This is a genomic window from Burkholderia metallica (assembly GCF_902832845.1).
Lineage (GTDB): Bacteria > Pseudomonadota > Gammaproteobacteria > Burkholderiales > Burkholderiaceae > Burkholderia > Burkholderia metallica.
The window spans coordinates 1,111,998-1,135,167 of record NZ_CADFDB010000001.1; the positions used below are offsets into that span (position 1 = coordinate 1,111,998).

Sequence of the window (23,170 nt, forward strand, 5' to 3'; positions counted from 1 at the left end):
CGACCACATGACCCGAACCACCGCACCCGTGCCCGCCGATGCGCACGACACGCACGACGACAAACGCCGCAAGCTGCTGCGCGCAGCCGGCGCCGCCGCACTCGCCGCGCCCGCGATCACGCTCGGCCGCAAGGCCTGGTCCGCGCCACCGCTGAAGAAGCTCACGTTCGCGTGGAACCAGAACGCGTTCTGCCTGACGCCGATCGTCGTCGCGCAGGAGCGCGGCTTCTTCGAGAAGAACGGCCTGAAGGTCGAGCTGATCAACTACAGCGGCTCGACCGACCAGCTGCTCGAATCGATCGCGACCGGCAAGGCCGATGCGGCGGTCGGCATGATCCATCGCTGGCTCAAGCCGCTCGAAGCCGGCTTCGACGTGAAGATCATCGGCAGCTCGCACGGCGGCTGCGTGCGGCTGGTAGGCGCGAAGGCGGCCGGCGTGACGACGCTGCAGGCGCTGAAGGGCAAGACGGTCGGCGTCAGCGATCTGGCCGCGCCCGGCAAGCATTTCTTTTCGATCCTGCTCGCGAAGAACGGGATCGATCCCGAACGCGACATCACGTGGCGGCAGTATCCGGCCGATCTGCTCGGCGTCGCGGTCGACAAGGGCGAGATTCACGCGATCGCCGACGGCGACCCGAATCTCTATCTGCTCGAAAAGCGCAGCAACGGTGCGTACACCGAACTGGCGACGAACCTGTCCGGCGAATACGCGCACAAGGTGTGCTGCGTGATCGGCGCGCGCGGCGACCTCGTGCGCAACGACCGGCCGTCGGCGGCCGCGCTCGCGCGCTCGATCGTGCAGGCCACCGAATTCACGCACGACAATCCGAACGAAGCCGCGAAGGTGTTCGCGAAGTATTCGCCGAAGATCAGCCCCGACGACCTGCGCAAGCTGTACGCGACGCTCACCTACACGCACCATCCGACCAACGTCGACCTGCAGCAGGAAATCGCGTTCTACGCGGACGATTTCCGCCGCATCAGCGTGCTGAAGAAGAGCACCGACCCGCAGCGCTTCGCGCAGCAGGTCTATGCGAACGTGCTGGGGTGACGCGATGTCGACGATCGAACACGCGCCCGCCGCACGCACCCCATCCGCGCCTTCCGGCGGCGATGCCGTCGCCCCCGCGGCACGCATCGCCTGCACGGCCTGCGAAGCCACGCTGGCCGCCGAGGCTCGCCGCGCCCGCACCTGGCCGACCGGCATCGCGGCCGCGCTCGCGTGGGCCGCACTCGGCGCGCTCACGCAGCTGTGGCCGAACCGCGTGGTCGGCTTCACCGACTGGGCCTACACGGACACGTTCGGCACGGCCGCGTGGACGATCGCCGCGCTGCTGCTCGCCGCCGCGACGCTCGGCCAGCTCGCTCCCGCGACGCGCACGCCGCTCGCGCGCGTGCGCGCGGCCGGCCCATGGCTCGTCGCGCTGCCGCTCGCGCTCGCCGCGTGGGAAATCCTCACCGCGAAAACCGGCTGGCTGCCGACGCCGTTCTTCGCGCCGCCGCAGGCGCTGATCGAGGTCTACGTCGACGACTGGCCGCGCCTCGCCGGCAGCGCCGGCAACACGCTGAAGCTGCTCGCGCTCGGCTTTGCGTACGGCGTCGCGGTCGGCTTCGCCGTGGGCGTGGCGATCGGCTGGTCGCGCCGGATCGGCTACTGGGTGCATCCGGTGCTGCGCGTGCTCGGCCCCGTGCCGGCCACCGCGCTGCTGCCGCTCACGTTCTACTTCTTCCCGTCGAGCTATTCGGCCGCCGCGTTCCTGATCGCGCTCGCGACCGGCTTCCCGGTCGCGGTGCTGACGTGGTCGGGCGTCGCGAGCGTCAACAAGCAGTATTACGACGTCGCGCGCACGCTCGGTGCGAATGCGCGCTTCCTCGTGCTGCGCGTCGCGATTCCGGCCGCGCTGCCGCACGTGTTCGTCGGCATCTTCATGGGGCTGAGCGCGTCGTTCACGGTGCTGGTCGTCGCCGAGATGATGGGCGTCAAGTCCGGGCTCGGCTGGTACCTGAGCTGGGCGCAGGGTTGGGCGTCGTACGTGAACATGTATGCGGCGCTGATCGTGATGGCGCTGCTGTTTTCCGGGCTGATCGCGCTGCTGTTCGCGGTGCGCGACCGCGTGCTCGCGTGGCAGAAAGGAACCGTCAAATGGTGAGCGTCGCCGTACCCGAATCGTCCGTTGCCGCCGCCGCGGCTCCCGCCGTCACGCCGCCGCGCGGCGCGCGCATCGACATCCGCCGCGTGAGCCACGCATTCGATGGCCCCGGCGGCGCGCTGCCGGTGCTGGACGACGTCACGCTGTCGGTCGCGGCCGGCGAATTCGTCGCGCTGCTCGGCCCGAGCGGCTGCGGGAAATCGACGCTGCTGCGCCTCGTCGCGGGGCTCGACGCCGCGCGGCAAGGCACGATCGCGCAGGACGGCGTGCCGATCGCGCAACCCGATCCGTCGCGCATCGTCGTGTTCCAGGACCCGACGCTGTACCCGTGGCGGCGCGTACGCGCGAACGTCGCGCTCGGTCTCGAGGCGCGCGGCGTCGCGCGTGCGTCGCAGCATCGCGTCGACGAGGCGCTCGCGCGCGTCGGGCTGCAGGAATTCTCGAACGTGTTCCCACATCAGTTGTCCGGCGGGATGGCGCAGCGGGTCGCGCTGGCCCGCGCGCTCGTCAACGATCCGCGCCTGCTGATTCTCGACGAGCCGCTCGGCAAGCTCGATTCGCTCACGCGGCTCACGATGCAGGCCGAACTCACCGCGCTGTGGCGACGCGACGGGTTCTCCGCGCTGCTCGTCACGCACGATGTCGAGGAAGCGCTGTTCCTCGCGCAGCGGGTGATCGTGTTCGGGCCGCGACCCGCGCGGATCGTCGCCGAATTGCGCGTCGACCTGCCCTACCCGCGCCATCGCGGCGACCCGCGCCTCGCCGAACTGCGTCACGACGCGCTGCGGCACCTCGGGCTCGATGCGAGCTGGTAGATGCGCGGTGCCGCTCGACGATGGGCCGCCGCGCGGCGCGAAGGGTGCCGATGAACGCGCCGACGTTCGCCGACTGGGCACTCGTGTTCCTGCAAGCGCTGTATCGCACGCAGATCGCGCTCGCGCACGGGCTGCATGCGCTCGGCCTGACGGGCGATGCCGACGGTCAGCCCGCGTGGCCGTGGGCGCGCCGCGTCGCGCTCGAAACGCTGCGGATCGACGCGGGCCTCACGCGGCAACTCGCGTTCGCCGCCGCGGCGACGGCGCTGGCCGTCGCGCTCGCGTCCGTCGCGTTCGCTTCGCGCAAATGGCGTATCGCGTCGGCGCTCGCTGCGCTGGCCGCCTGCTGGTTCGCGCCGTGGCCGCCGGCCGCGCTGTGGCTCGCACCCGCCGTGCCAACGAGTTTCCAGCGCGATCCCGCGCCGTTTTCCGTCTCGAACGTAATGCGCGGCGCACACCTGTATGCGCAGCACTGCGCGGCCTGCCACGGGACGGACGGCCGCGGCGAAGGGCCGCTCGCGGCCACGCTCGCGCACTGGCCGCCGACCTTCGCCAGCGCGCTGCTCGCCCGGCGTCTCGACGGCGAACTGTTCTGGCGCGTGCGTCACGGCATGCACGACGAACGCGGCGCGCCGACGATGCCCGGCTTCGCCGCGACGCTCGGGCCGCAGGACACCTGGGCCGTGCTCGACTACCTGAAAGCGCTCGCGGCGGGCAGCGGCGCGCAGGCGGAAGGCGCGTGGCCCGTGCCCATCCCGCTGCCGGCGCTCGACGTACGTTGCGGCGCCGCCGCGCCGCAGCCGCTCGAGCGCTGGCGCGCAGGCCAGCGCGTGCGCATCGTCGCGCTCACGCCGGGCGCGACGCCGCCGCCGGAAGACGCACGCTGGCAAACCCTGCTCGTCACGGCACACGGCGCGCCCGTGCCGCCGGCGGCCGGCACGACGCGCGCCGATTGCGTCGCCGCGACGCCCGATGCGTGGCGCGCGTTCGCGACGATCGCCGGCGTGGCGCCCGACGCGCTCGGCGGCACGCAGCTGCTCGCCGATCGTCGCGGCTGGCTGCGGGCGCGTGCGTTGCCGGGCAACGCCGGCTGGTCGGATGCCGACCTGCTGTGCCGCGCGGACGGCCGCGCACGACCCGCCGGACCGGCCGCGAGCGGCGATCCGCTGACCGCGCTGCTGCTGCGCGTCGACTCGGAGCCCGTGCGCGACGTCCAGGCCGGGCTGCCGCACTGAATGCATGCTGAACCTCTCTTCTCACCGACTTTCACGATGAATCCGACCCGACGCCACTTCCTCGCACAAGCGAGCGCCCTTGCCACGATCGCCACGGCCCCGGCCGCGCTGCGCGCACAGACGGGCACGCGGCCGCTGCTGCGCGCCGGCGACCAGAAAGGCGGGCTGCGCGCGCTGCTCGAAGCGGCCGGCGAACTGAACGGCCTGACGTACGACATCGCGTGGACCGAATTCCCGGCCGCCGCGCCGCTCGCCGAAGCGCTGAACGCGGCCGCCGTCGACTGCGGGCCGATCGGCGACGCGCCGGTGATCTTCGCGCTCGCGTCGGGCGCCCGCATCAAGGTGATCGGCGCGAACCGATCCGACCCGTACGGCACCGCGGTGCTCGTGCGGCCCGATGCGCCGCTGAAAGGCCCGGCGGACCTGAAAGGCAAGCGCATCGGTACCACGCGCGGCTCGATCGGCCATTTCGTCACGCTGAAGGCGCTCGATGCGGCCGGCCTGCCGCCCGACGCGGTATCGTTCCGCTTCCTGCCGCCGGCCGACACGATGCTTGCGCTCGCAACCGGTTCGATCGATGCGTGGGCGACGTGGGAGCCCTATACCGCGCTCGCGGAAACCGGCGGCCGCGCGCGCGTGCTCGTCAACGGCCGCGGGCTGTGGTCGGGCCTCAGCTACCTCGCGGCGACCGACGCGGCGATCGTGTCGAAGCGCGACGTGCTGCACGATTTCCTGCGGCGCGTCGTGCGCGCGCAGGCGTGGTCGTACCGGCACGTCGACGCGTATTCCGCCACACTCGCCCGCATCATCGGCATTCCTCCGGCGGCCGCGAAGCTGCAATTCGAACGCCGCAACACACGCTGGCTGCCGATCGATGCGACGATCGTCGCCGAGCAGCAGCGCACGGCCGATTTCTACCTGAAGGCGGGCCTGCTGCGCCAGCCGCTCGCCGTGCGCGCGACGTTCGACGCGGGCTTCCCGCTCGCGTGACCGGCCGCGCGGCGGCACGCAGCCGCCCGAACGGTTGCGGCGCGATCTGGCACAATCGCGATCTCGTCATCCGCCTTCAGCCAGCGTCATGCCAGCCATCGCCGAACTCTTCGTCTACCCGATCAAATCCTGTGCCGGCATCGCGCTGTCGCGCGCGCAACTGCTCGAAACGGGCCTCGCGTACGACCGCCACTGGCTGATCACCGACCCCGCCGGGCAGATGATCACGCAGCGCACGCACCCGCGCCTCGCGCTGATCCGCACCGCGCTCGACAGCGAGGCGCTCGTGCTGAACGCGCCGGGCATGCGCGAACTCCGCACGCCGCTCGACGGCGACGTATCGCCCGCCACGCCGAAAATGGCCGCGACCGTGTGGCGCGACACCGTCGACGCGATCGACACGGGCACAGAAACAGCCGCATGGCTCACCGAATTCCTCGGCACGCCCACGAAGCTCGCGCGCTTCGCGGCCGACGCGCGCCGCGGCTGCAACCGCAAATGGACCGGCGACGTCGATACGCACACGCAGTTCGCCGACGGCTACCCGCTGCTCGTGATCGGCCAGTCGTCGCTCGACGACCTGAACGCACGGCTCGCCGCGAAAGGCGCACCGGCGATTCCGATGAACCGCTTCCGTCCTAACATCGTCGTGTCGGATCTCGACGCGTACGAAGAGGATTTCGTCGAACATTTCGACGCGGAAGGTGCGACGCCCGTGCGGCTGCGCCTCGTGAAGCCGTGCACGCGCTGCCCGATGCCGACGATCGATCAAGTCACCGGCGCGCCCGATCCCGCGTGGCCGCATGAACCGACCGACACGATGCAGACCTATCGCGCGAACCCGAACTTCAACGGCGAGCTGACGTTCGGCGTCAACGCGATCGTGGTCGCCGGCGCGGGGGCGTGGCTCGAAATCGGGCAATCGCTGGAAGCGGAGATCGGGTTCGGCGATTGATCGACTCGCCATGACGACTGCCGGACATGCGCGCACATGGTCCGGCAGATCACGACTTCGGCTCTCCATCAGCAATTTTATTGAACGATCGTTCCTATCCAGGGATCGCTCGATGTGCTGCGCCGCTCGGGAACCTTCTGCTGATACGGCCCGGTGCTCGGCGGCCCGGGGCTGATCGACCTCATGTGCCTGCCGGAGAGCATCAAGATCGGCTATACGACCTTCTTCGATCATATCGACACGCCCGAACTGCTCCGCGCGCGCTCGGCGCGGCTGTTCGACTGAATCGCGGAAAGCCGGCTCAACATCCGGATCGGCGGCGGATACCCACTGGCGGACGCGGCGCACGCACATGCCGACATGGAAAGCCGCAAGTCCATCGGCAAGCTGCTGCTGAAGCCTTGAGTGCCGGGGCGTCGGCCGTTCTCTTTTAGAGAAGCCTCGTATCTCCATTTTTCATCCCATGCGCCCAATAAAATTCATAACATACGCATCTTTAAACCCGCCGGCATCGCGCCCCGCGCCAACGATCAAGGAGACGCCTTCGTGCTGGACGCCATCCTCATTACAGTCGGCATCGTCGTGATCGCGTGTTCGTTGTTCTACAAGTTATTGCTGCTCCTGTACCAGGCCGACCAGCGCGCTGCCGCGCGCCGTCGAGAAAAGAGCTTGCGCGACGACAAGCCCCGCTGGTTCTGATGGCGCCACGCCGTCGCAGCGCATATCCACCTCCCCAGTCTTCTTTCTCCCTTTCCGAGGAATGAACCATGCCACGCTCGCTTTCCACTCCCCTGACCCAACGGCTCGGAATCGCCCTCCCGATCGTGCAAGGTCCGATGAATGGCGGCTCGACGCCCGAAATGGTCGTCGCAGTGTCCAACGCCGGCGGCCTTGGTTCGCTGGCCGCGGCCGGCCTCGACCCTGACGCGATCCGCTCGCAGGTCAGGACGATCCGCGCCGGTACGTCGAAGCCGTTCGCGATCAACCTGTTCGTACTCGACACGCCCGCGCCGAGCGACGACGAGGTCCGCAGTGCGCTCGAACGGCTGCAGCCGATCCGCGCCGAGCTCGGCCTCGCGCAGGGGCAGCCGCTCGAACGGTATTGCGAGGATTTCCGGGAGCAACTCGAGGCGCTCATCGAACTGAAGGTGCCGGTGGCGAGCTTCACGTTCGGCCTGCTCGACGCGCCGTCTGTCCAGCGCCTGCACGACGCGGGCAGCCTCGTCATCGGCACCGCCACCAACATCGCCGAAGCCCGCGCGTGGGAAGCCAACGGCGCGGACATCATCTGCGCGCAGGGCGCCGAGGCCGGCGGGCATCGCGGCACCTTCCTCGGCCACCCCGACGCCAGCATGATCGGCACGCTCGCGCTCGTGCCGCAGATCGCCGACGCCGTGTCGCTGCCGGTGATTGCCGCGGGCGGCATCATGGACGGCCGCGGCATCACCGCCGCGTTGACGCTCGGTGCGCAGGCCGCGCAGCTCGGTACGGCCTTCCTGACCTGCGCCGAATCGCCGATCCATCCGGGTTGGAAGACGCACATTCGCCAGTCCACCGACACGTCGACGCGCACGAGCCGCACCTTCACCGGGCGCCCGGCCCGCGGCATCGTCAACGACTTCATGCATCGCATGGCCGAGTTCGAACAGCACGTGCCCGCATATCCGATCCAGAACGCGCTGACGACCGAAATCCGCAAGGCGGCGGGCGTGGCGAACCGCACCGACTTCATCTCGATGTGGGCCGGACAGGCGGCGGGCCTGAGCCGCAGGCGCGACGACGGCATCCCGGCCGCGGCGCTGGTACGCGTTCTCGCGGACGAAACCGCGACGATCTTCGGCTGAACCCCGCGCTCGCATCGCAACGACGAATGACGCACGGCCCCTTCACGGGGCCGTGCGTCATTCGCCGCCTGCTTTTCCAACTACCGGAACACCACCGTCTTGTTACCGTTCGGCAGAACGCGGCGTTCCGCGAACCACTTCACCGCCCGCGCCAGCACCAAGCACTCCACATCCTCGCCGATCGTCGCGAGCGCCTCCGGCGACAACGCGTGATCGACCCGCGTAACGTCCTGCTCGATGATCGGCCCCTCGTCGAGATCGCGCGTCACGAAGTGCGCGGTCGCCCCGATCAGCTTGACGCCGCGCGCGTGTGCCTGGCCATACGGCTGCGCGCCCTTGAAGCTCGGCAGGAACGAGTGATGGATGTTGATGATGCGCCCCTTCAGCGCCTCGCAAAACCCCGCCGACAGGATCTGCATGTAGCGTGCGAGTACCACCAGTTCGATGTCGTACTCAGCAACGAGCGCGAGCGTGCTCCGCTCCTGCGCCGCGCGCTCGTCGGCCGACGCGTGCGCCGGCAGCGGGAAATGATGGAACGGCAGGTTGTAGCCGTCGACGAGCCGCGCGAGGTCGCGATGATTCGACACGACGCCGCATACCTCGACCGGCAGCGTGCCGCTCGCGTGGCGAAACAGCAGGTCGTTCAGGCAATGGCCTAGCTTCGACGCCATCAGCAGTACGCGGGGACGCTGCCGCGCGGCGAACAGCTGCCACTGCAGGTTCGCCTCGCGATCGAGCAGGCCGATGCCCGCACGCAGCGCCGTCTCGGTCGCGCCGCCGTCGTCCACCGAGAACACGATCCGCATGAACAGCCGTTGCGACGACGGATCGCTGTACTGCGCCGAATCCAGCACGTGGCCGCCCAGGTCCGCGAGCAGACTCGTCACGCGGTGAATCATCCCGCGCTGCACCGGACAGGACGCGGCCAGCACGTATTTGACGCTCATGGGCGCAACCGTCATCACCGCGGCGTCGGGCGAGCGGGCTTCGCTTTGTGTCAACACGACGTCTCCTCCTCCTCACCTGCTGACCGATCTCGAACATCCATCGATTCGTTCTGCGAATGACCTCGCGAATACGAGGATCATCGGCTTTCGTAAAGGATGCGCGTATCGCAGCCGGCTGCAGCGCTGGATGGCGGAAGCCGGCGTACCGCTACCGCGCATGCTGGAATTCGACACGTCCGAGGTAATCGTGGGCTGCGTCGCGGCGGGACTCGGCGCAGCGATTATGCCAGCCGCGGTCGTCGGGAATCTCGGCTTCACGGACCAGATCCAGTGCCACCCTCTGCCGGAAAAATACGCGTCCAGCCGGACGATGATGATCTGGCGTAGCGACAGCCGGCATCATGCCGATCACCACGCGCTCGCGGAAAGCTTCCTCGCCCGAACCGGGTCGCACGTCCACGTCTGAGCCCCCGCAATGCCCGGGCGGCTCCTCAGCCCGGCGCGCTATGACGCCCGCGGCCGGTGCCCCTTGAGGCTGCGGATGAAGGCGTCCCGCGCGCCGTGCTGGGCGATGTCCTTGCGCCAGACGAGATGCACCTGGTTTCTTGCGACATCCGGCACGACGGCATGGCACTTGATGACGTTCGTCAGGTCCCGCCGCTCGATTAGCGACCGCGGCATCAGCGATACGCCCATGCCCGCGCCGACGCATGCGATGATGACCTCGAGCGCGCCGAACTCCAGCACGATCCGCGGCCGGAGCCCGGCGCCCTCCATCCAGCTCTCGAAGCGCGCGCGATGCGAATCGTCCGAACGAAACGCGAGAAAGCTGCAGTCGCGGAGATCTTCGGCCGAGGTGATGGCCGGGTGACTGTGATCGGTGATCAGCAGCAGCTCTTCGTCGAACGCCACCTCGTCGGCAAGTTCGTCGGACACGACCGGCGCGGGCACGAGCGCGATGTCGAGGCGATGGCCGATCACACCGTGCATGATCTGTTCGATCGAGCCGGTTTCGATCGCCATGTCGACCTTCGGATAGCGTTGATGGAAATCGGCCAGCATGCGCGGCAGGCGTGCGGCGGTGGTCGCCTCGGTCGCGCCGATCCGAAGCTTGCCGACCGGGTCACCGCCGCCCCTGACGATCGAGCGTGCCTCGTCCGCCAGTTGCAACATCCGCTCCGCGTAGCCGAGCAGTTGCAACCCTTCGTTCGTGATGACGAGGCGACCATTGACGCGGTAGAAAAGCGGGATGCCCAACCGCGTCTCGAGCTGCCGCAATCGCGTCGAGACATTGGATTGCACACGATTCAGCACGGTAGCCGCGCGGGCGATTCCACCCTCGTCTGCAACGGTCTTGAATATCTTCAATGCTTGCAAATCCATTCTTGACCCTTGTTTTTTACTTGCCGATCAGACGCAAGCGCGCCGACCGGCCGGGCTCGCGCGGGCATCCGAGCGACGCCGTCGTGTCATCGATTCGGAAGGCCGACTGGCTGTCGGGAAAACGGGCCGCGGCGGACATGGGCGGTAAGCCCGCGCCGTCGATCGCGGCACAATTGAATCGGACGGCTACTCAGGCGCCGTCAGTCAATGTCAGTCGACGAGGACGCTTGCGCCGCATGCCCTCGCGGTACGGCCGCCCACTTGCCGATGCGACACTCGGTTCGGTTGAAAGGTCTCTCATGATCATTCTCGATGTCGAAATGATTCTTGGACGACATGATAGCGATTTGCGCAACGGACGAGTTTGCTTTTGAAAGGAAAATGAAATCAGAACGTCAGCACCGTGACTTGCTTCATGGACGTCGCAAAAAGCGCAGCCGGAAGCGTTGCAATGGCTCCGGCCGCGACGTCGACTCTACGTTCGAGATCATCTGAATGGAGTCGACACGCAATCACAATGTTGACAACTGTTTCGATTCAGGATTACTCAACGAAAAACCCGCACTTCGGCAGCAACACGAACCGCCCGGTGATATATCGAAGCAGATTCCTATCCGCCCGCGCGCAAGGCCGGCAGCCTCACCGTCACGACCAACCCGCCCCCCGCCGCATCGGCCAGCGTCACGCTGCCCTGATGCACGCGCGCGATTTCGCGCACGATCGACAGCCCGAGCCCCGTCCCTTCGACCGTCTGCGTCTTGCTACCGCGATGAAAACGCTCGAACACCGCGTCGCGCTCGTCCGCCGGAACGCCCGGCCCGTTGTCAATGACGTCGAGCCGCGCATGCTCGCCGTCGCGCGACACGCGCACCGTGATCACCGCGCGATCGCCCGCATAGCGGATCGCGTTGTCGATCAGGTTGCCGATCATCTCGCCGAGCAGGTCGGGCTGCCCGTGCACGTCGACGTCGGCCTCGTGCTCGAAACCGAGATCGATGTCGCGCGCGCGTGCGACCGGCGACCAGTCGAGCGTCACGCTGCGCGCGAGCCGGTGCAGCGCGACCGGCCGGTGCGCAACCGCATGGCCGCTGTCCGAATCGAGCCGCGACAGCGACAGCAGTTGCTGGACGATCTTCGCGGCCTGCCGCACCGCGCCGTTCGCGCGCCGCAGATGCCCGTTCGCGCGCGCCTGCTCGTCGGGCCGCAGCGCGAGTTCGACACCGGCCTGCACGGCCGCGAGCGGTGTCTTCAGTTGATGGGCCGCATCCGCGAAGAAGCGGCGCCGCGCGACCTGCATGCGCTGCGTACGGCCGATGTACTGGTTGATCGACTCGACGAGCGGCGCAAGCTCGCTCGGCATCGCGCCGGGTTCGAGCGGCGTCGTATCGTCCTCGCTGCGCGCGGCGACCGTCGCCGACAGCCGGTTCAGCGGCCGCAGCCCGCGCCCGACGCCGAGCCACACGATGCCGAGCGCAAGCACGACGAGCAGCCCTTCCTGCAGCAGCGACCCGACCAGGATCTCGCGCGCGAGCGCCTGGCGCGCCTCGATCGTCTCGCCGACCATCACCCACACGATGCGCGACTGCGCGGTCGGCACGTCGTGCACCGGGATGCGCAGCGCGGCCATCCGCAACTGCTCGCCGCGATAGACGACGTCGTAGTAGCGCGTGACGAACAGCGCACCGTCGCCCGCGTCGCGCCCCTGCGGCAGCGGCAGGTCCGGGTAGCCGGTGATCGTGTGGCCGTTGTCTTCGCGGATCAGGTAGTAGATCTTGCCGCCGTCGCTCGATTCGAGCATTTCGAGCGCGAGATACGGCAGGTCGACCTCGATCTCGCCGTCGTTGAGCCGCACGCCTTCGCGGATCGACTTCAGCGACGACGACAGCGTGCGGTCGAACGCGACGTGCGCGGCATTCATCGCGCGCTGGTACGTGAGCCAAGAGTCGAGCGCGAGCAGGCCGAGCAGCGGCAGCAGCAGCCACAGCGCAACCTGCGTGCGCAGGTTCGGGCGGATCACTCGGCCCCCCGCCCGGCTGCGCCATGCGGCATAGCGGAGCATGCACGCCGCACCGCTGCGCGCCCGCGCGCCCGGCCGCGAATCGCATGCGTGTGACGGCCGGGCCGCGAACGTGTCGACCCGGCGCAGCACGTCGACGCGTACACCGGTCCCGCGCAAGGATCGTGAGCGCGTCGGCGGTTCATTCCGCCGTCTCCGCCTTCGCTTCCAGCAGATAACCGAGCCCGCGCAGCGTGACGATCGCGATGCCCGTGTTCTCGAGCTTCTTGCGCAGCCGGTACACGTAGATTTCGATCGCATCGGCATTCACCGACTCGTCGAGCCCGAAGATCTTCTCCGACAGCGTTTCCTTGTTGATCGCGCGGCCATTGCGCAGGATCAGCACTTCGAGCACCGAGCGCTCGCGCGGCGTGAGCGACAGCGGCTCGCCCGCGAGGTGGAAGCTGCGGTCGATACTGTCGTACGAAAGCGGCCCGCACTCGACCCGCGAATGCTCGTGGCCGAGGCTGCGGCGGATCAGCGCGCGGGCGCGCGCCTCCAGCTCGGTCAGTTCGAACGGCTTCGCGAGATAGTCGTCGGCGCCGAGATCGAGCCCTTTCACGCGATCCTCGACCGACCCGTGCGCGGTCAGGATCAGCACCGGCACCGGATTGCGCCGTGCACGCAAGCGCCGCAGCACTTCCAGCCCGTCGAGCTTCGGCAGCCCGAGATCGAGGATCACCAGCGCGTAGTCCTGCGTGCGCAGCACGTGGTCGGCCGCCTCGCCGTCCGCCATGTGATCGACCGCGAAGCGCGCCGCGCTCAGCGCGTCGTTCAGCGACTGGGCGAGGTTCGGATTGTCTTCGACGAGCAGCACACGCATGGGGATTCCGGTAAGGTCAGCGACAGGCCGCTACATTACATGATCCTTTCCACGGCGACGCCTCGCGGAAAACACGGGTTGCACAGCCGGCGCGGACACGCGTCGCGCGGGCCGGCCTTCGCTCGTCGCTCGGCACTCAGCGCTCGGCGGCGGCCCCGCTGCGCGTCGCGAAGCGCGCACCGTCGCCCGCGCGCCGCCGCTCGCGCAGGCCGACCGCCACCGCCACGAACGCCACGCTCGCACCGGCCGTGACGACGATCATCGGGCGCGCGGTACCGTCCGACAGCCACGCCAGCACGCCGCCGCACGCGGCCGTGATCGCCATCTGGATAAAGAAGAACAACCCGGACGCCGTCCCGGCGATCGTCGCGTACGGCTGCATCACCGCGAACTGGCAAGCGGGAATCGCGATCCCGACGGCGATCATCACGAAGAACATCGGCACGACGAGCGCCGCCACCGACGCCGGCGCGATCGAAGCGCCAATCCACAGCACGGCAGCGCTCGCCAGATTCACGCCGGCCGCCGCCGCGATGACCGAATCGGCCTTCCAGCGGGTGCCGGTCCGTGCGAACAGGTTCGAACCGATCAGATAACCGAGCACGGTCAGGCCGAAAATGGCGGCATACATCGGGCCGGATACGCCCCGTTGCCGCTGGAACAGCGTCGACGATTCCGCGATGAACGGGTAGTACGTGCAGTACGCGAAACTGATCGCGAGCGAGTAATGCAGGAAGCGGCGTTCGCGCAACAGGCCCGCGTAGGTCCGCAGGAGCCCCGTGCGCGGCGCTGGCCGCGCGTCGCGTTCGCGGGTCTCGGGCAGGTAGCGCAGCACCATCGCCGTCGCGAGGAGCCCGCCCGCCGCCAGCGAGCCGAACACGCCGCGCCATCCGAGCCACTCGGCCACCGCGCTGCCGGCCATCGGCGCAATCGCCGGCGACAGCGCCATGCCGGCCGAAATCCGGCCCAGCATCGCGGCCTGTATCGCGGTCGGGAAGCGCTCGCGCACGATCACCCGGCCGATCACCGTTCCGCAGCAGCCGCCCAATGCCTGGAAGATGCGTGCGGCGACGATCGCCGCGATGCTGGTCGACCACGCGCAGGCGACGCTCGCGACCACGTACAGGCACAGGCCGCCGAGCAGGACCGGACGGCGGCCGTAACGGTCGGACAACGGCCCCGACACCAGCATCGACAGCGCATAGCCGACCATGTAGAAGGTCAGCGTGAGCTGCAACTGCGCGTCGGTGCCGTGCAGCGCGTCGGCCATCGCCGGCAGCGACGGCAGATACGCATCGATCGTGACCCGCGGCAGGCACACGACGAGCAGCAACAGGCACAGCCAGCCCCACTGGGGTAATGAACGCGTTTTCATGGGGAAGCCCGTCTCCGGTCGGATTGATGTGGTCGTCAGCAATCTAAGGTCAAAGTGATATAAGCTGAAGGGCCATTAAATCCGCCACCGACTAGACCACTATGCCGCGAGGCAAAGCCGCGATTCCGCTCGATCTGCCGTGCCCGGCCGGGCTGTCCACGGGCAGTCCGCAGTCGAAGCAGGACTGCATTGCCGATGCGCTGCGCGACGCGATCCTGAAGCGCCTGCTGCCCGGCGACAGCCCGCTGCCGTCCAGCCGCACGCTCGCCGCGCGCTGGGGCGTCGCCCGCGGCACCGTCGAGGCGGCGTACGACCGGCTCGGCTCGGAGGGCTATATCGCCCGCACGCAAGGGTCCGGGTCGCGGGTGTGCGCGGTGGTGCCGGACAGCTATCTGCGCGCGGCGGCGCAGTCGCGCGACACCGGCCTTCCCCGTTCCGGCCCACCCGCTGCGGCGGCGCCCGATGCCGCCGCGCCGGAACAGGGCGTGCGCCCGGGCGTGCCGTTCGTCGCACGGCTGGCCGATCCCGGCCTGCTGCCGATGCAGCAGTGGAAGAAGGCGCTCGGCGCGAGTCTGCTCGCCGCGACCACGAACGACCTCGGTGCCACGCCGGCGCAAGGCGTCGAGGCCCTGCGCGACGAAATCGCCGCGTACCTGCGGGAATACCGCGGCATCCCGTGCAATGCCGGCGACATCGTGATCACGACCGGCATCCGGCATTCGATCGATCTCGTCGCGCGCACGCTGCTCGCGCCCGGCTCGACGGTGCTGATGGAAGATCCGGGCTACGTGTCGGCCTGGCAGATCTTCACGATCGCGGGCGCGACCGTGATCGACGTGCCGGTCGATCGGGAAGGCATCGACACGGCGTCGCTTGGCCGGCATCCCGAGGCGCGCGCGGCCTACGTGACGCCCGCGCATCAGGCGCCGCTCGGCGTCACGATGTCGGTGTCGCGCCGGCTCGAACTGCTCGACTGGGCGCAGCGCAACCGCGCGTGGATCATCGAGGACGACTACGACGGCGAATTCAGCTACCAGACCGCCCCGCTGCCGGCGCTGAAATCGCTCGACGCGTGCGATCGCGTGATCTACTGCGGCTCGTTCAACAAGACGCTGTTCTCGGGGCTGCGCATCGGCTTCATGGTCGTGCCGGCCGAACTGCGGCCGGCGCTGTCGGCCGTGTGGCATGCGACCGCGCGCTCGGTGGGCGCGGCGCCGCAACTGGCGCTGGCCCGCTTCATCGCGCACGGCGATTTTGCGAAGCACCTGCGCGCCGCGCGTCACGCGTACCGCCAGCGACGCGACATCGTGCTCGACCAGTTGGCGAAACACGCGCTCGGGCGGTACGCGGTGTCCGGCGAACACGCGGGCTTTCATTTCGTGCTGCGGCTACCGCCCGGTATGGACGACGCCACGTACGTCGCGCAAGCGCGGGCGGCCGGCATCGAATTGCAGCCGATCCGCGCATTCTGTCGCAGCGCGCGGTGCGAGGCGGGCGTCGTCGTCGGCTACTCGGCGCTGACGGCCGCGCACGCGCGGCATGGCGGCCGGCTGCTCGCCAAGCTGCTCGCGCCGCCCGCATAGCGGCCCTTGCCCTCGTTGCCGGGCCCCGCGGCAACCCGCCTCCTTCCGTCGCCCCGATCGTGCCGCGCGCCGCGAAACGCGCGGCCGCCGCCGCTTCGACTTCGGGAAATCCATGACCCAAAGGACACGATTGTGAACAGAAATGAAAGCGGGCTGAAAGTGCGCCGCAATTAACATCCGCTCCACTCGAACAACACCTAGACGTAACTGGAGGAAGACATGCCGTTTGCACCGAAGCAGCTCGCCGCCATGCTGGCGGTCGTTCTGGGCACTGCCGCCGGCGCCGCCGCCGCGCAGGTTCCGGCCGGGTATCCGGGGAGCTACCAGGGCGTGATCGACGCCGCGAAGAAGGAAGGCAAGCTGATCGTCTACTCGACGACCGACACGGGCCTCGTGCGCCCGCTGATCAAGGACTTCGAAAGCCTGTACGGCGTGAAGGTCGAGTACAACGACATGAACAGCACCGAGCTGTACAACCGCTACATCAGCGAGAACGCGGCGAGCAGCACCAGCGCCGACGTGCTGTGGAGCTCGGCGATGGACCTGCAGGTCAAGCTCGTCAACGACGGCCTGATGGCGTCCTACGATTCGCCCGAAAGCGCGAACGTGCCGCAATGGGCGCAGTACCAGAAGCAGGCGTACGGCACGACGTTCGAGCCGCTCGCGATCGTCTACAACAAGCGCCTGATCCCCGAGAACGAAGTACCGAAAACGCGCGCCGACCTGATCAAGCTGCTCACGTCGCAACCCGACCGGTTCAAGGGCAAGGTCACGACGTACGACGTCGAGAAATCGGGCGTCGGCTTCAACGCGCTGACGCAGGACGCGCACCTGAACGAGAAGGTCACGTGGGAACTCGTGAAGGCGATCGGCGCGACCGGACCGAAGCTGCAGTCGAGCACCGGCGCGATGATGGAACGGATCTCGTCGGGCGAGAACCTGATCGGCTACAACATCATCGGTTCGTACGCATACGCGAAAGCGAAGAAGGACAAGTCGATCGGCTACGTGTTTCCGAGGGACTACACGCAGATCGTGAGCCGCCTCGCGACGATCTCGAAGAAGTCGAAGAACCCGAACGCCGCGAAGCTGTGGGTCGACTACCTTCTGTCCAAGCGCGGCCAGACGCTGATCGCGGACCAGGCGAACCTGTATGCGATCCGCACGGACGTGACCGGCGAAACGTCGGCCGCGAGCCTCACGAAAGAACTCGGCGATTCGCTGAAGCCGATCCAGATCGGCACCGGCCTGCTCGTCTATCTCGACCAGTCGAAGCGCCTCGCTTTCCTGAAGCAATGGCAGCAGGCGATCAAGCGCTGATCCGCTGACTGCCGGCCGCCCGCCGCACTCGGCGCGGGCGGCCCCTTCCCCTTACCGACTTCCTTGAGGCGGCCATCCGGATGGCCGCAGGGGCGAACTCATGCTTTCAACCAGCACACACGGAACGGCACCCACCGCTCCGCCCACCGCCGGCCCGCGCGACACGATTCCCGCGCTGCCGGTCAGCAGCCTGCAGCCGCTCGCCGGCATGCTGCGCTGGATCGTCGTTGCGGTGCTGACCGTCGCGGTCGCGCTGCCGCTCGGCTTCATCCTGTTCCAGAGCCTGCTGTCCGCGCCGTTCTTCGACGCGAACAAGACGCTCGGCATCGAAGGCTTCCGCTTCATCTTCCACGATCCCGACTTCTGGTCGGCCGTGAAGAACTCGTTCATCATCGCCGGCGGGATGCTGTTCATCTCGATCCCGCTCGGCGGCATCCTCGCGTTCCTGATGGTGCGCACCGACCTGCCCGGCCGCCGCTGGCTCGAACCGCTGCTGCTCACGCCCGTGTTTGTGTCGCCGATGGTGCTCGCGTTCGGCTACGTGGTCGCGGCGGGCCCGGTCGGCTTCTACTCGGTGTGGTTCAAGGAACTGTTCGGAGTGCAGAACGTACCCTGGAACGTGTACTCGATCTTTGCGATCACGGTGATCGTCGGGCTCACGCACGTGCCGCACGTGTACCTGTACTCGTCGGCCGCGCTGCGCAACCTCGGCTCGGACGTCGAGGAAGCCGCGCGCGTGACGGGCGCCCGCCCGTTCCGCGTCGCACTCGACGTGAGCCTGCCGATGACGATGCCCGCGCTGCTGTTCGCCGGCGTGCTCGTGTTCTTCCTCGGCTTCGAGGTGTTCGGGCTGCCGCTCGTGCTCGGCGATCCGGAAGGCCACCTCGTGCTCGCGACCTACCTGTACAAGCTGACCAACAAGCTCGGCGTGCCGTCGTACCACCTGATGGCCGCGGTCGCGGTGTGCATCGTCGCGATCACGTTCCCGCTCGTGCTGCTGCAGCGCCGCCTGCTGAAAACGGCGAACCGCTTCGTCACCGTGAAGGGCAAGGCCGGCCGCGCGACGGTGCTGCCGCTCGGCGTGTGGCGCTGGGTCGCGCTCGCGATCGTCGCGCTGTGGCTGATGCTGACCGTGATCGTGCCGATCTCCGGCATCGTGCTGCGCGCGTTCGTGACCAACTGGGGCGAAGGCGTCGCGCTCGCCGAGGTGCTGACGCTGTCGAACTTCATCGAGCTGTTCGAACAGGACAACCTGGTGCGCGCGATCGTCAACACGCTCGGCATCGGCGTGATCGGCGGCGCGCTCGCGGTCGGCTTCTACTCGCTCGTCGCATTTGCCGGCCACCGCCGCCCCGACTGGGCGACCAAGCTGCTCGACTATCTCGTGCTGCTGCCGCGCGCGGTGCCCGGCCTGCTCGCCGGCCTCGCGTTCCTGTGGATCTTTCTGTTCGTCCCCGGCCTGCGCGAGCTGAAGAACTCGATGTGGAGCATCTGGATCGCCTACACGGTCGTGTGGCTCGCGTACGGGATGCGGCTCATCCAGAGCGCGCTGCTGCAGGTCGGCCCGGAACTGGAGGAAGCGGGCCGCAGCGTCGGCGCGACGCGCAGCCGCGTGTCGCTCGACGTGACGCTGCCGCTCGTGCGTTTCGGCCTGCTCGCGGCATGGCTGCTGATCTTCATGATCTTCGAGCGCGAATACTCGACGGCCGTCTACCTGCTGTCGCCCGGCACCGAAGTGATCGGCGCGCTGCTCGTGTCGCTGTGGGCGACCGGCGCCGTCGACCAGGTCGCCGCGCTTTCTGTCATCAACATTGCGATGGTCGGCGCCGGTCTCGGCGTGGCCCTGCGTTTCGGAGTGAAACTTCATGGATAAGCTCATCGTCGACGACCTGCATCTCAGCTACGGCGCCAATCCGATCCTCAAGGGCGTGTCGTTCGAACTGAAGGCCGGCGAAGTCGTGTGCCTGCTCGGCGCGTCGGGCAGCGGCAAGACCACGCTGCTGCGCGCGGTGGCCGGCCTCGAACAGCCGTCCGACGGCCGTATCCAGCTCGACGACCGCGTGTTCTTCGACGGCGCGAAACGTGTCGACCTGCCCGTCGAACAGCGCTCGCTCGGCCTCGTGTTCCAGTCGTATGCGCTGTGGCCGCACCGCACCGTGGCCGACAACGTCGGCTACGGGCTGAAGCTGCGCCGCGTCGCCCCGGCCGAACAGAAGCGCCGCGTGCAGGCCGCGCTCGACCAGCTCGGCCTCGGCCATCTCGCGGAACGCTTTCCGCACCAGCTGTCGGGCGGCCAGCAACAGCGCGTCGCGATTGCGCGCGCGCTCGTCTACAACCCGCCGGTGATCCTGCTCGACGAACCGCTGTCGAACCTCGACGCGAAACTGCGCGAGGAAGCACGTGCGTGGCTGCGCGAGCTGATTGTGTCGCTCGGGCTGTCGGCCCTGTGCGTGACGCACGACCAGACCGAAGCGATGGCGATGTCCGACCGCATCCTGCTGCTGCGCAACGGCCGCATCGAGCAGGAAGGCACGCCGGCCGAGCTGTACGGCGCGCCGCGCTCGCTGTACACGGCCGAGTTCATGGGCAGCAACAACCGGATCGATGCACGCGTCGCGGCGATCGACGGCGAACGCGTGACGCTGGCCGGCGACGGCTGGGAACTGCAGGCGCTCGCCCGCGACACGTTCGCGCCGGGCCAGGACGCGCAGGCGGTGATCCGCCTCGAACGCGTGCAGGTCGCCGACGGCCCGGGCGCGAACCGCCTGCAGGCCGATCTCGTCACGTCGATGTATCTCGGCGACCGCTGGGAATACCTGTTCCATTGCGGCGAGATGCGCCTGCGCGCGTTCGGCCACGTGCCGCGCGCGGCCGGCAAGCACTGGATCGAATTCCCGGCCAACGACTGCTGGGCGTTCGCGAAAGCGGGCTGACCCGGTCGCGGCGGGCGCATTGCCCGCCACCTGCGCGCTGTCCGTCACCTGTCGACACGCATGTCCGGCGGACGTCTTCGGGCGTCCGCCGCGGCATGCTGCGCGCCGTATCCGCTTCATCACGCTCACCCCGGTTTACCCGGCTTCACCCTGCTTTCTGCTGTTTCACCTACTCACAAGAACCAAGGAGACACCGTCAATGAAGTCACGCGCAGAACGTTCCCTTCGCGCCGCCGTCCTGACCGGCTCGGCCGCCGTCGCCGGTCTCGCCGCGGGCGCCGCCCACGCGCAGTCGTCGGTCACGATATACGGGATCATGGATGCCGGCATCGAGTTCGCGAACCACGCGGCGCCGGAAGGCGGCAATTCGTACAAGCTCAAGTCCGGCAACAAGAACACCTCGCGCTGGGGGCTGCGCGGCGTCGAGGATCTCGGCGGCGGGCTGAAGGCCGTGTTCCGTCTCGAAAGCGGGATCGATCTCGCGAACGGCGCGTCCGACGACGGCCCCGACTCGATCTTCGGGCGCCGCGCAACCGTCGGCCTGAAGGGCAAGTGGGGCGAGATCTCGCTCGGCCGCAACTTCACCGTCACCTACGACTACATGCTGCCGTTCGACCCGATGGGTTATTCGCAGAACTACTCGTGGGCATCGTCGTCGATGGCGACCGGCGGCCGCAAGGACGGCATGTTCACGCGTTCGTCGAACGCGGTGCGCTACGACGGCGAATTCAGCGGTTTCAAGTTCGGCGCGATGTACGGCTTCGGCAACGTCCCCGGCAGCGTGAAGACCAGTTCGAAGTACGATGCGGCGATCGGCTACGAGGGCGGCGCGTTCGGCGCGGTGGTCGCGTTCGACCGGCAGAACGGCGCGTCCGACAGCGTGACGCCGGCCGACCCGGTCAACTACATCCAGGGGATTCATGCGGGCCTGAGCTACGACTTCGGCAATCTGAAGACGATGGCCGGCTACCGCAACTACAAGCGCACGTATCGCACCAGCGCCGCGAACCAGTTGAGCGACATGTACTGGGTCGGTGGCTCGTACCAGTTCACGCCGACGTTCTCGTTGATCGGCGCCGTTTACCACCAGAACATCAAGGGCGGCACGGATGCCGATCCGACGCTCGTGTCGATGCGCGCGCAGTACGCGCTGTCGAAGCGCACGGTGCTGTACGCGGCCGGCGCCTTCGCGATCGGACAGCATGGGCAGAAGGTCGGCGTGTCGCGCGATGTCAACGGCTACGGCACCACGCAGGTCGGCGTGACGGCCGGGATTCAGCAGCGGTTCTGAGCCTGACGGCGGGTGGCGGCGCGCGCGGCGTGCCGCCACCCGATCGATCGCGATTGCACGACGCGGTTCGCCGGACCTGTCGGTATCCTGAAGAAATGGCCTCCGCAAACGGCGCCGGCCAGCCGCGCGCCGTCGCTTCGTCATCCGCCCTCGCGCATCGTGAACACCGGTCGCACCAGGCTGCTCGTGTCGGCCCAATGCGCACCGACGTCCGCCAGCGGCACGGCCCGCGTGTCGATCGACAGGCCCGCCGGCCCCGCCGCGTCGAACACGCCGCGCACCGACGCCAGCAGGCGCGGCAGCGGCACGCTGCCGAGGCCGCTGCCCATCAGCTCGATCGCCGTCGCCCGCAGCACCGCGCCCGGCAACAGCACGTCCGCACCGCCGATCGAGCCGATCTGCACGAAACGCAGCCGGCGGCCCTCGGGCGTCGCCTTCGCCGCGGCGACCAGCAGCACCTGTGCGCTGTTTCCCCACAGATAGTCGAGCACGACATCCACGCCCGCGCGCAAATGCGGCTCGAGCGCCCGCGCCAGATGCACGTCGTCCTGCTGCAGCGATACGACCGCATCCGCGCCCGCGCTCGACAACGCTTGCAGCGCGGCCGCATTGCGGCCGGTCGCGATCACCCGCGCGGCGCCGAGATGCTTCGCGATCCGCACCGCCAGCCGCCCCGACGCACCCGTTGCGCCGTTGACGAGTACCGTCTCGCCCGCGACGAGCCGCGCACGCTCGGTCAGCGCGGCCCACGACGACATCCCGGGAATCGCGATCGCCGCGGCCGTGACGTCGTCAAGCGTGTCGGGCAGCGGCACGCACTGCGTATCCGGCGCGATCGTGCGCTCGGCCATCGCGCCGAACGGTGCGGAGGCGCCGAAGAAATAGACGCGCCGACCGTCATCGAGACGGCCGACACCGTCGACGCCGACGACGAACGGATAGCGCGTGTCCGACGAGTAGTGCCTGCCGGACGCACGCCCCTGCGCGAGCCGGCTCAGCGCGGACGCCGTCACGTCGATCAGACGGTGGCCCGGCATCGCACGCGGCGCTTCGAATTCCATATGGACGGGACGCTCGCCGGCGCCCGTCACGACGGCTGCTTTCATGACGACTCCTTGAATCGGGGATCCCGATCGACGGTTCCGGCGTGCGTGCTGCGTGCGTCGAGCCACGCACGCAGCGCGGGATCGCGTACTTCCAGCACGTCGAACAGGCCCAGCGCACGCAACGCGGGCAATGCGTCGATCGTGTCGGCCTCCGCGCGCGCCCGGTCGGCGGGCGCGGCGTTCGGGTCGGTCAGCACCCGCGCGTTGATCAGGAATGCGCCGACCGTGCCCTTGCGGATCGTCGTTGCGCCGACCTCGATCCGGTCGGCATGGTCGGGAAGCATGTGTTCGGCTCGCATCGTGTCGTACTCCGGTTGTCATCGATGGACGCAGTGTAGGCGTGCGAATCCGGCCGATCTCCGGT

The 23,170-nt window shown here is 68.5% G+C and carries 23 protein-coding genes; 16 read left to right on the forward strand and 7 right to left on the reverse strand.

What is annotated here, in order from left to right:
* Positions 1-7: 7 nt before the first annotated feature.
* The 10 genes from HWX08_RS04895 to HWX08_RS04935 all read left to right on the forward strand — a co-directional run bounded on the left by HWX08_RS04895 (position 8) and on the right by HWX08_RS04935 (position 7,989).
* A complete protein-coding gene (locus tag HWX08_RS04895; RefSeq protein WP_174922578.1) occupies positions 8-1,051 on the forward strand; it encodes an ABC transporter substrate-binding protein in 1,044 nt (347 codons plus the stop codon).
* 4 nt (positions 1,052-1,055) lie between these two features.
* Positions 1,056-2,150 carry an ABC transporter permease gene (locus HWX08_RS04900; protein WP_174922579.1) on the forward strand — a complete coding sequence of 365 codons (1,095 nt, stop codon included), beginning with the start codon at positions 1,056-1,058 and terminating at the stop codon, positions 2,148-2,150.
* The gene (locus HWX08_RS04905) at positions 2,144-2,965 is read left to right on the forward strand and encodes an ABC transporter ATP-binding protein (RefSeq protein ID WP_069259786.1); all 822 of its coding nucleotides are present in this window, start codon (positions 2,144-2,146) and stop codon (positions 2,963-2,965) included. Before HWX08_RS04900 ends, HWX08_RS04905 begins: the two co-directional genes overlap by 7 nt.
* A 50-nt stretch (positions 2,966-3,015) precedes the next feature.
* Entirely contained in the window at positions 3,016-4,200 is a 1,185-nt protein-coding gene (locus tag HWX08_RS04910) for a c-type cytochrome (protein ID WP_175806983.1), read from the forward strand.
* 36 nt (positions 4,201-4,236) lie between these two features.
* On the forward strand, positions 4,237-5,190 hold the full coding sequence (locus HWX08_RS04915) for an ABC transporter substrate-binding protein (RefSeq protein WP_174921740.1): 954 nt from the start codon (positions 4,237-4,239) through the stop codon (positions 5,188-5,190).
* 88 nt (positions 5,191-5,278) lie between these two features.
* A complete protein-coding gene (locus HWX08_RS04920; RefSeq protein ID WP_174921739.1) occupies positions 5,279-6,145 on the forward strand; it encodes an MOSC domain-containing protein in 867 nt (288 codons plus the stop codon).
* 153 nt (positions 6,146-6,298) lie between these two features.
* Positions 6,299-6,430: a hypothetical protein gene (locus HWX08_RS34560; protein ID WP_279610500.1), complete on the forward strand. Its 132-nt coding sequence runs from the start codon at positions 6,299-6,301 to the stop codon at positions 6,428-6,430.
* Positions 6,431-6,550 carry a zinc-binding dehydrogenase gene (locus HWX08_RS34565; RefSeq protein WP_226261561.1) on the forward strand — a complete coding sequence of 40 codons (120 nt, stop codon included), beginning with the start codon at positions 6,431-6,433 and terminating at the stop codon, positions 6,548-6,550. It abuts the gene before it with no gap.
* Positions 6,551-6,691: 141 nt separating this feature from the next.
* Positions 6,692-6,844: a hypothetical protein gene (locus HWX08_RS04930; RefSeq protein WP_174921738.1), complete on the forward strand. Its 153-nt coding sequence runs from the start codon at positions 6,692-6,694 to the stop codon at positions 6,842-6,844.
* A gap of 68 nt (positions 6,845-6,912) precedes the next feature.
* Positions 6,913-7,989 carry an NAD(P)H-dependent flavin oxidoreductase gene (locus tag HWX08_RS04935; protein WP_174921737.1) on the forward strand — a complete coding sequence of 359 codons (1,077 nt, stop codon included), beginning with the start codon at positions 6,913-6,915 and terminating at the stop codon, positions 7,987-7,989.
* 80 nt (positions 7,990-8,069) lie between these two features.
* On the opposite strand, the gene purU is transcribed toward HWX08_RS04935, so the two are convergent.
* Positions 8,070-8,936: a formyltetrahydrofolate deformylase gene (gene purU, locus HWX08_RS04940; protein WP_174921736.1), complete on the reverse strand. Its 867-nt coding sequence runs from the start codon at positions 8,934-8,936 to the stop codon at positions 8,070-8,072.
* Here purU and HWX08_RS04945 point away from each other — a divergent pair.
* Positions 8,935-9,402, forward strand: coding sequence for a LysR substrate-binding domain-containing protein (locus HWX08_RS04945; RefSeq protein ID WP_244122676.1), 468 nt, complete (start codon positions 8,935-8,937; stop codon positions 9,400-9,402). The two genes, purU and HWX08_RS04945, sit on opposite strands and share 2 nt — an antisense overlap.
* A 38-nt stretch (positions 9,403-9,440) precedes the next feature.
* On the opposite strand, the gene HWX08_RS04950 is transcribed toward HWX08_RS04945, so the two are convergent.
* The 4 genes from HWX08_RS04950 to HWX08_RS04965 form a co-directional block, all read right to left on the reverse strand.
* The gene (locus tag HWX08_RS04950) at positions 9,441-10,304 is read right to left on the reverse strand and encodes a LysR substrate-binding domain-containing protein (protein WP_244122677.1); all 864 of its coding nucleotides are present in this window, start codon (positions 10,302-10,304) and stop codon (positions 9,441-9,443) included.
* A gap of 625 nt (positions 10,305-10,929) precedes the next feature.
* The gene (locus tag HWX08_RS04955; protein WP_174921734.1) at positions 10,930-12,336 is read right to left on the reverse strand and encodes a sensor histidine kinase; all 1,407 of its coding nucleotides are present in this window, start codon (positions 12,334-12,336) and stop codon (positions 10,930-10,932) included.
* Between the two features lie 181 nt (positions 12,337-12,517).
* Positions 12,518-13,198 (reverse strand): response regulator, encoded by a 681-nt coding sequence (locus tag HWX08_RS04960; RefSeq protein ID WP_011355366.1) that lies wholly within the window; start codon positions 13,196-13,198, stop codon positions 12,518-12,520.
* A 136-nt stretch (positions 13,199-13,334) separates the two neighbouring features.
* Positions 13,335-14,573 carry a multidrug effflux MFS transporter gene (locus HWX08_RS04965; RefSeq protein WP_174921733.1) on the reverse strand — a complete coding sequence of 413 codons (1,239 nt, stop codon included), beginning with the start codon at positions 14,571-14,573 and terminating at the stop codon, positions 13,335-13,337.
* A 101-nt stretch (positions 14,574-14,674) separates the two neighbouring features.
* Between HWX08_RS04965 and pdxR the strand changes: the two genes are divergently transcribed.
* The 5 genes from pdxR to HWX08_RS04990 all read left to right on the forward strand — a co-directional run bounded on the left by pdxR (position 14,675) and on the right by HWX08_RS04990 (position 21,700).
* Positions 14,675-16,156: a MocR-like pyridoxine biosynthesis transcription factor PdxR gene (pdxR, locus tag HWX08_RS04970; protein WP_174921732.1), complete on the forward strand. Its 1,482-nt coding sequence runs from the start codon at positions 14,675-14,677 to the stop codon at positions 16,154-16,156.
* 219 nt (positions 16,157-16,375) lie between these two features.
* On the forward strand, positions 16,376-17,476 hold the full coding sequence (locus tag HWX08_RS04975) for an ABC transporter substrate-binding protein (protein WP_069259781.1): 1,101 nt from the start codon (positions 16,376-16,378) through the stop codon (positions 17,474-17,476).
* Positions 17,477-17,576: 100 nt separating this feature from the next.
* On the forward strand, positions 17,577-19,349 hold the full coding sequence (locus HWX08_RS04980; RefSeq protein WP_069259780.1) for an ABC transporter permease: 1,773 nt from the start codon (positions 17,577-17,579) through the stop codon (positions 19,347-19,349).
* Positions 19,342-20,409 carry an ABC transporter ATP-binding protein gene (locus HWX08_RS04985; RefSeq protein ID WP_107312712.1) on the forward strand — a complete coding sequence of 356 codons (1,068 nt, stop codon included), beginning with the start codon at positions 19,342-19,344 and terminating at the stop codon, positions 20,407-20,409. Before HWX08_RS04980 ends, HWX08_RS04985 begins: the two co-directional genes overlap by 8 nt.
* A 199-nt stretch (positions 20,410-20,608) precedes the next feature.
* The gene (locus tag HWX08_RS04990) at positions 20,609-21,700 is read left to right on the forward strand and encodes a porin (protein ID WP_174921731.1); all 1,092 of its coding nucleotides are present in this window, start codon (positions 20,609-20,611) and stop codon (positions 21,698-21,700) included.
* A gap of 140 nt (positions 21,701-21,840) precedes the next feature.
* Here the strand turns inward: HWX08_RS04990 and HWX08_RS04995 are convergent, their stop codons facing one another.
* Together HWX08_RS04995 and HWX08_RS05000 are read right to left on the reverse strand one after the other, a co-directional pair.
* On the reverse strand, positions 21,841-22,806 hold the full coding sequence (locus HWX08_RS04995) for a quinone oxidoreductase family protein (RefSeq protein WP_174921730.1): 966 nt from the start codon (positions 22,804-22,806) through the stop codon (positions 21,841-21,843).
* Positions 22,803-23,105 carry a hypothetical protein gene (locus tag HWX08_RS05000; RefSeq protein WP_174921729.1) on the reverse strand — a complete coding sequence of 101 codons (303 nt, stop codon included), beginning with the start codon at positions 23,103-23,105 and terminating at the stop codon, positions 22,803-22,805. Before HWX08_RS05000 ends, HWX08_RS04995 begins: the two co-directional genes overlap by 4 nt.
* Positions 23,106-23,170: the final 65 nt, after the last annotated feature.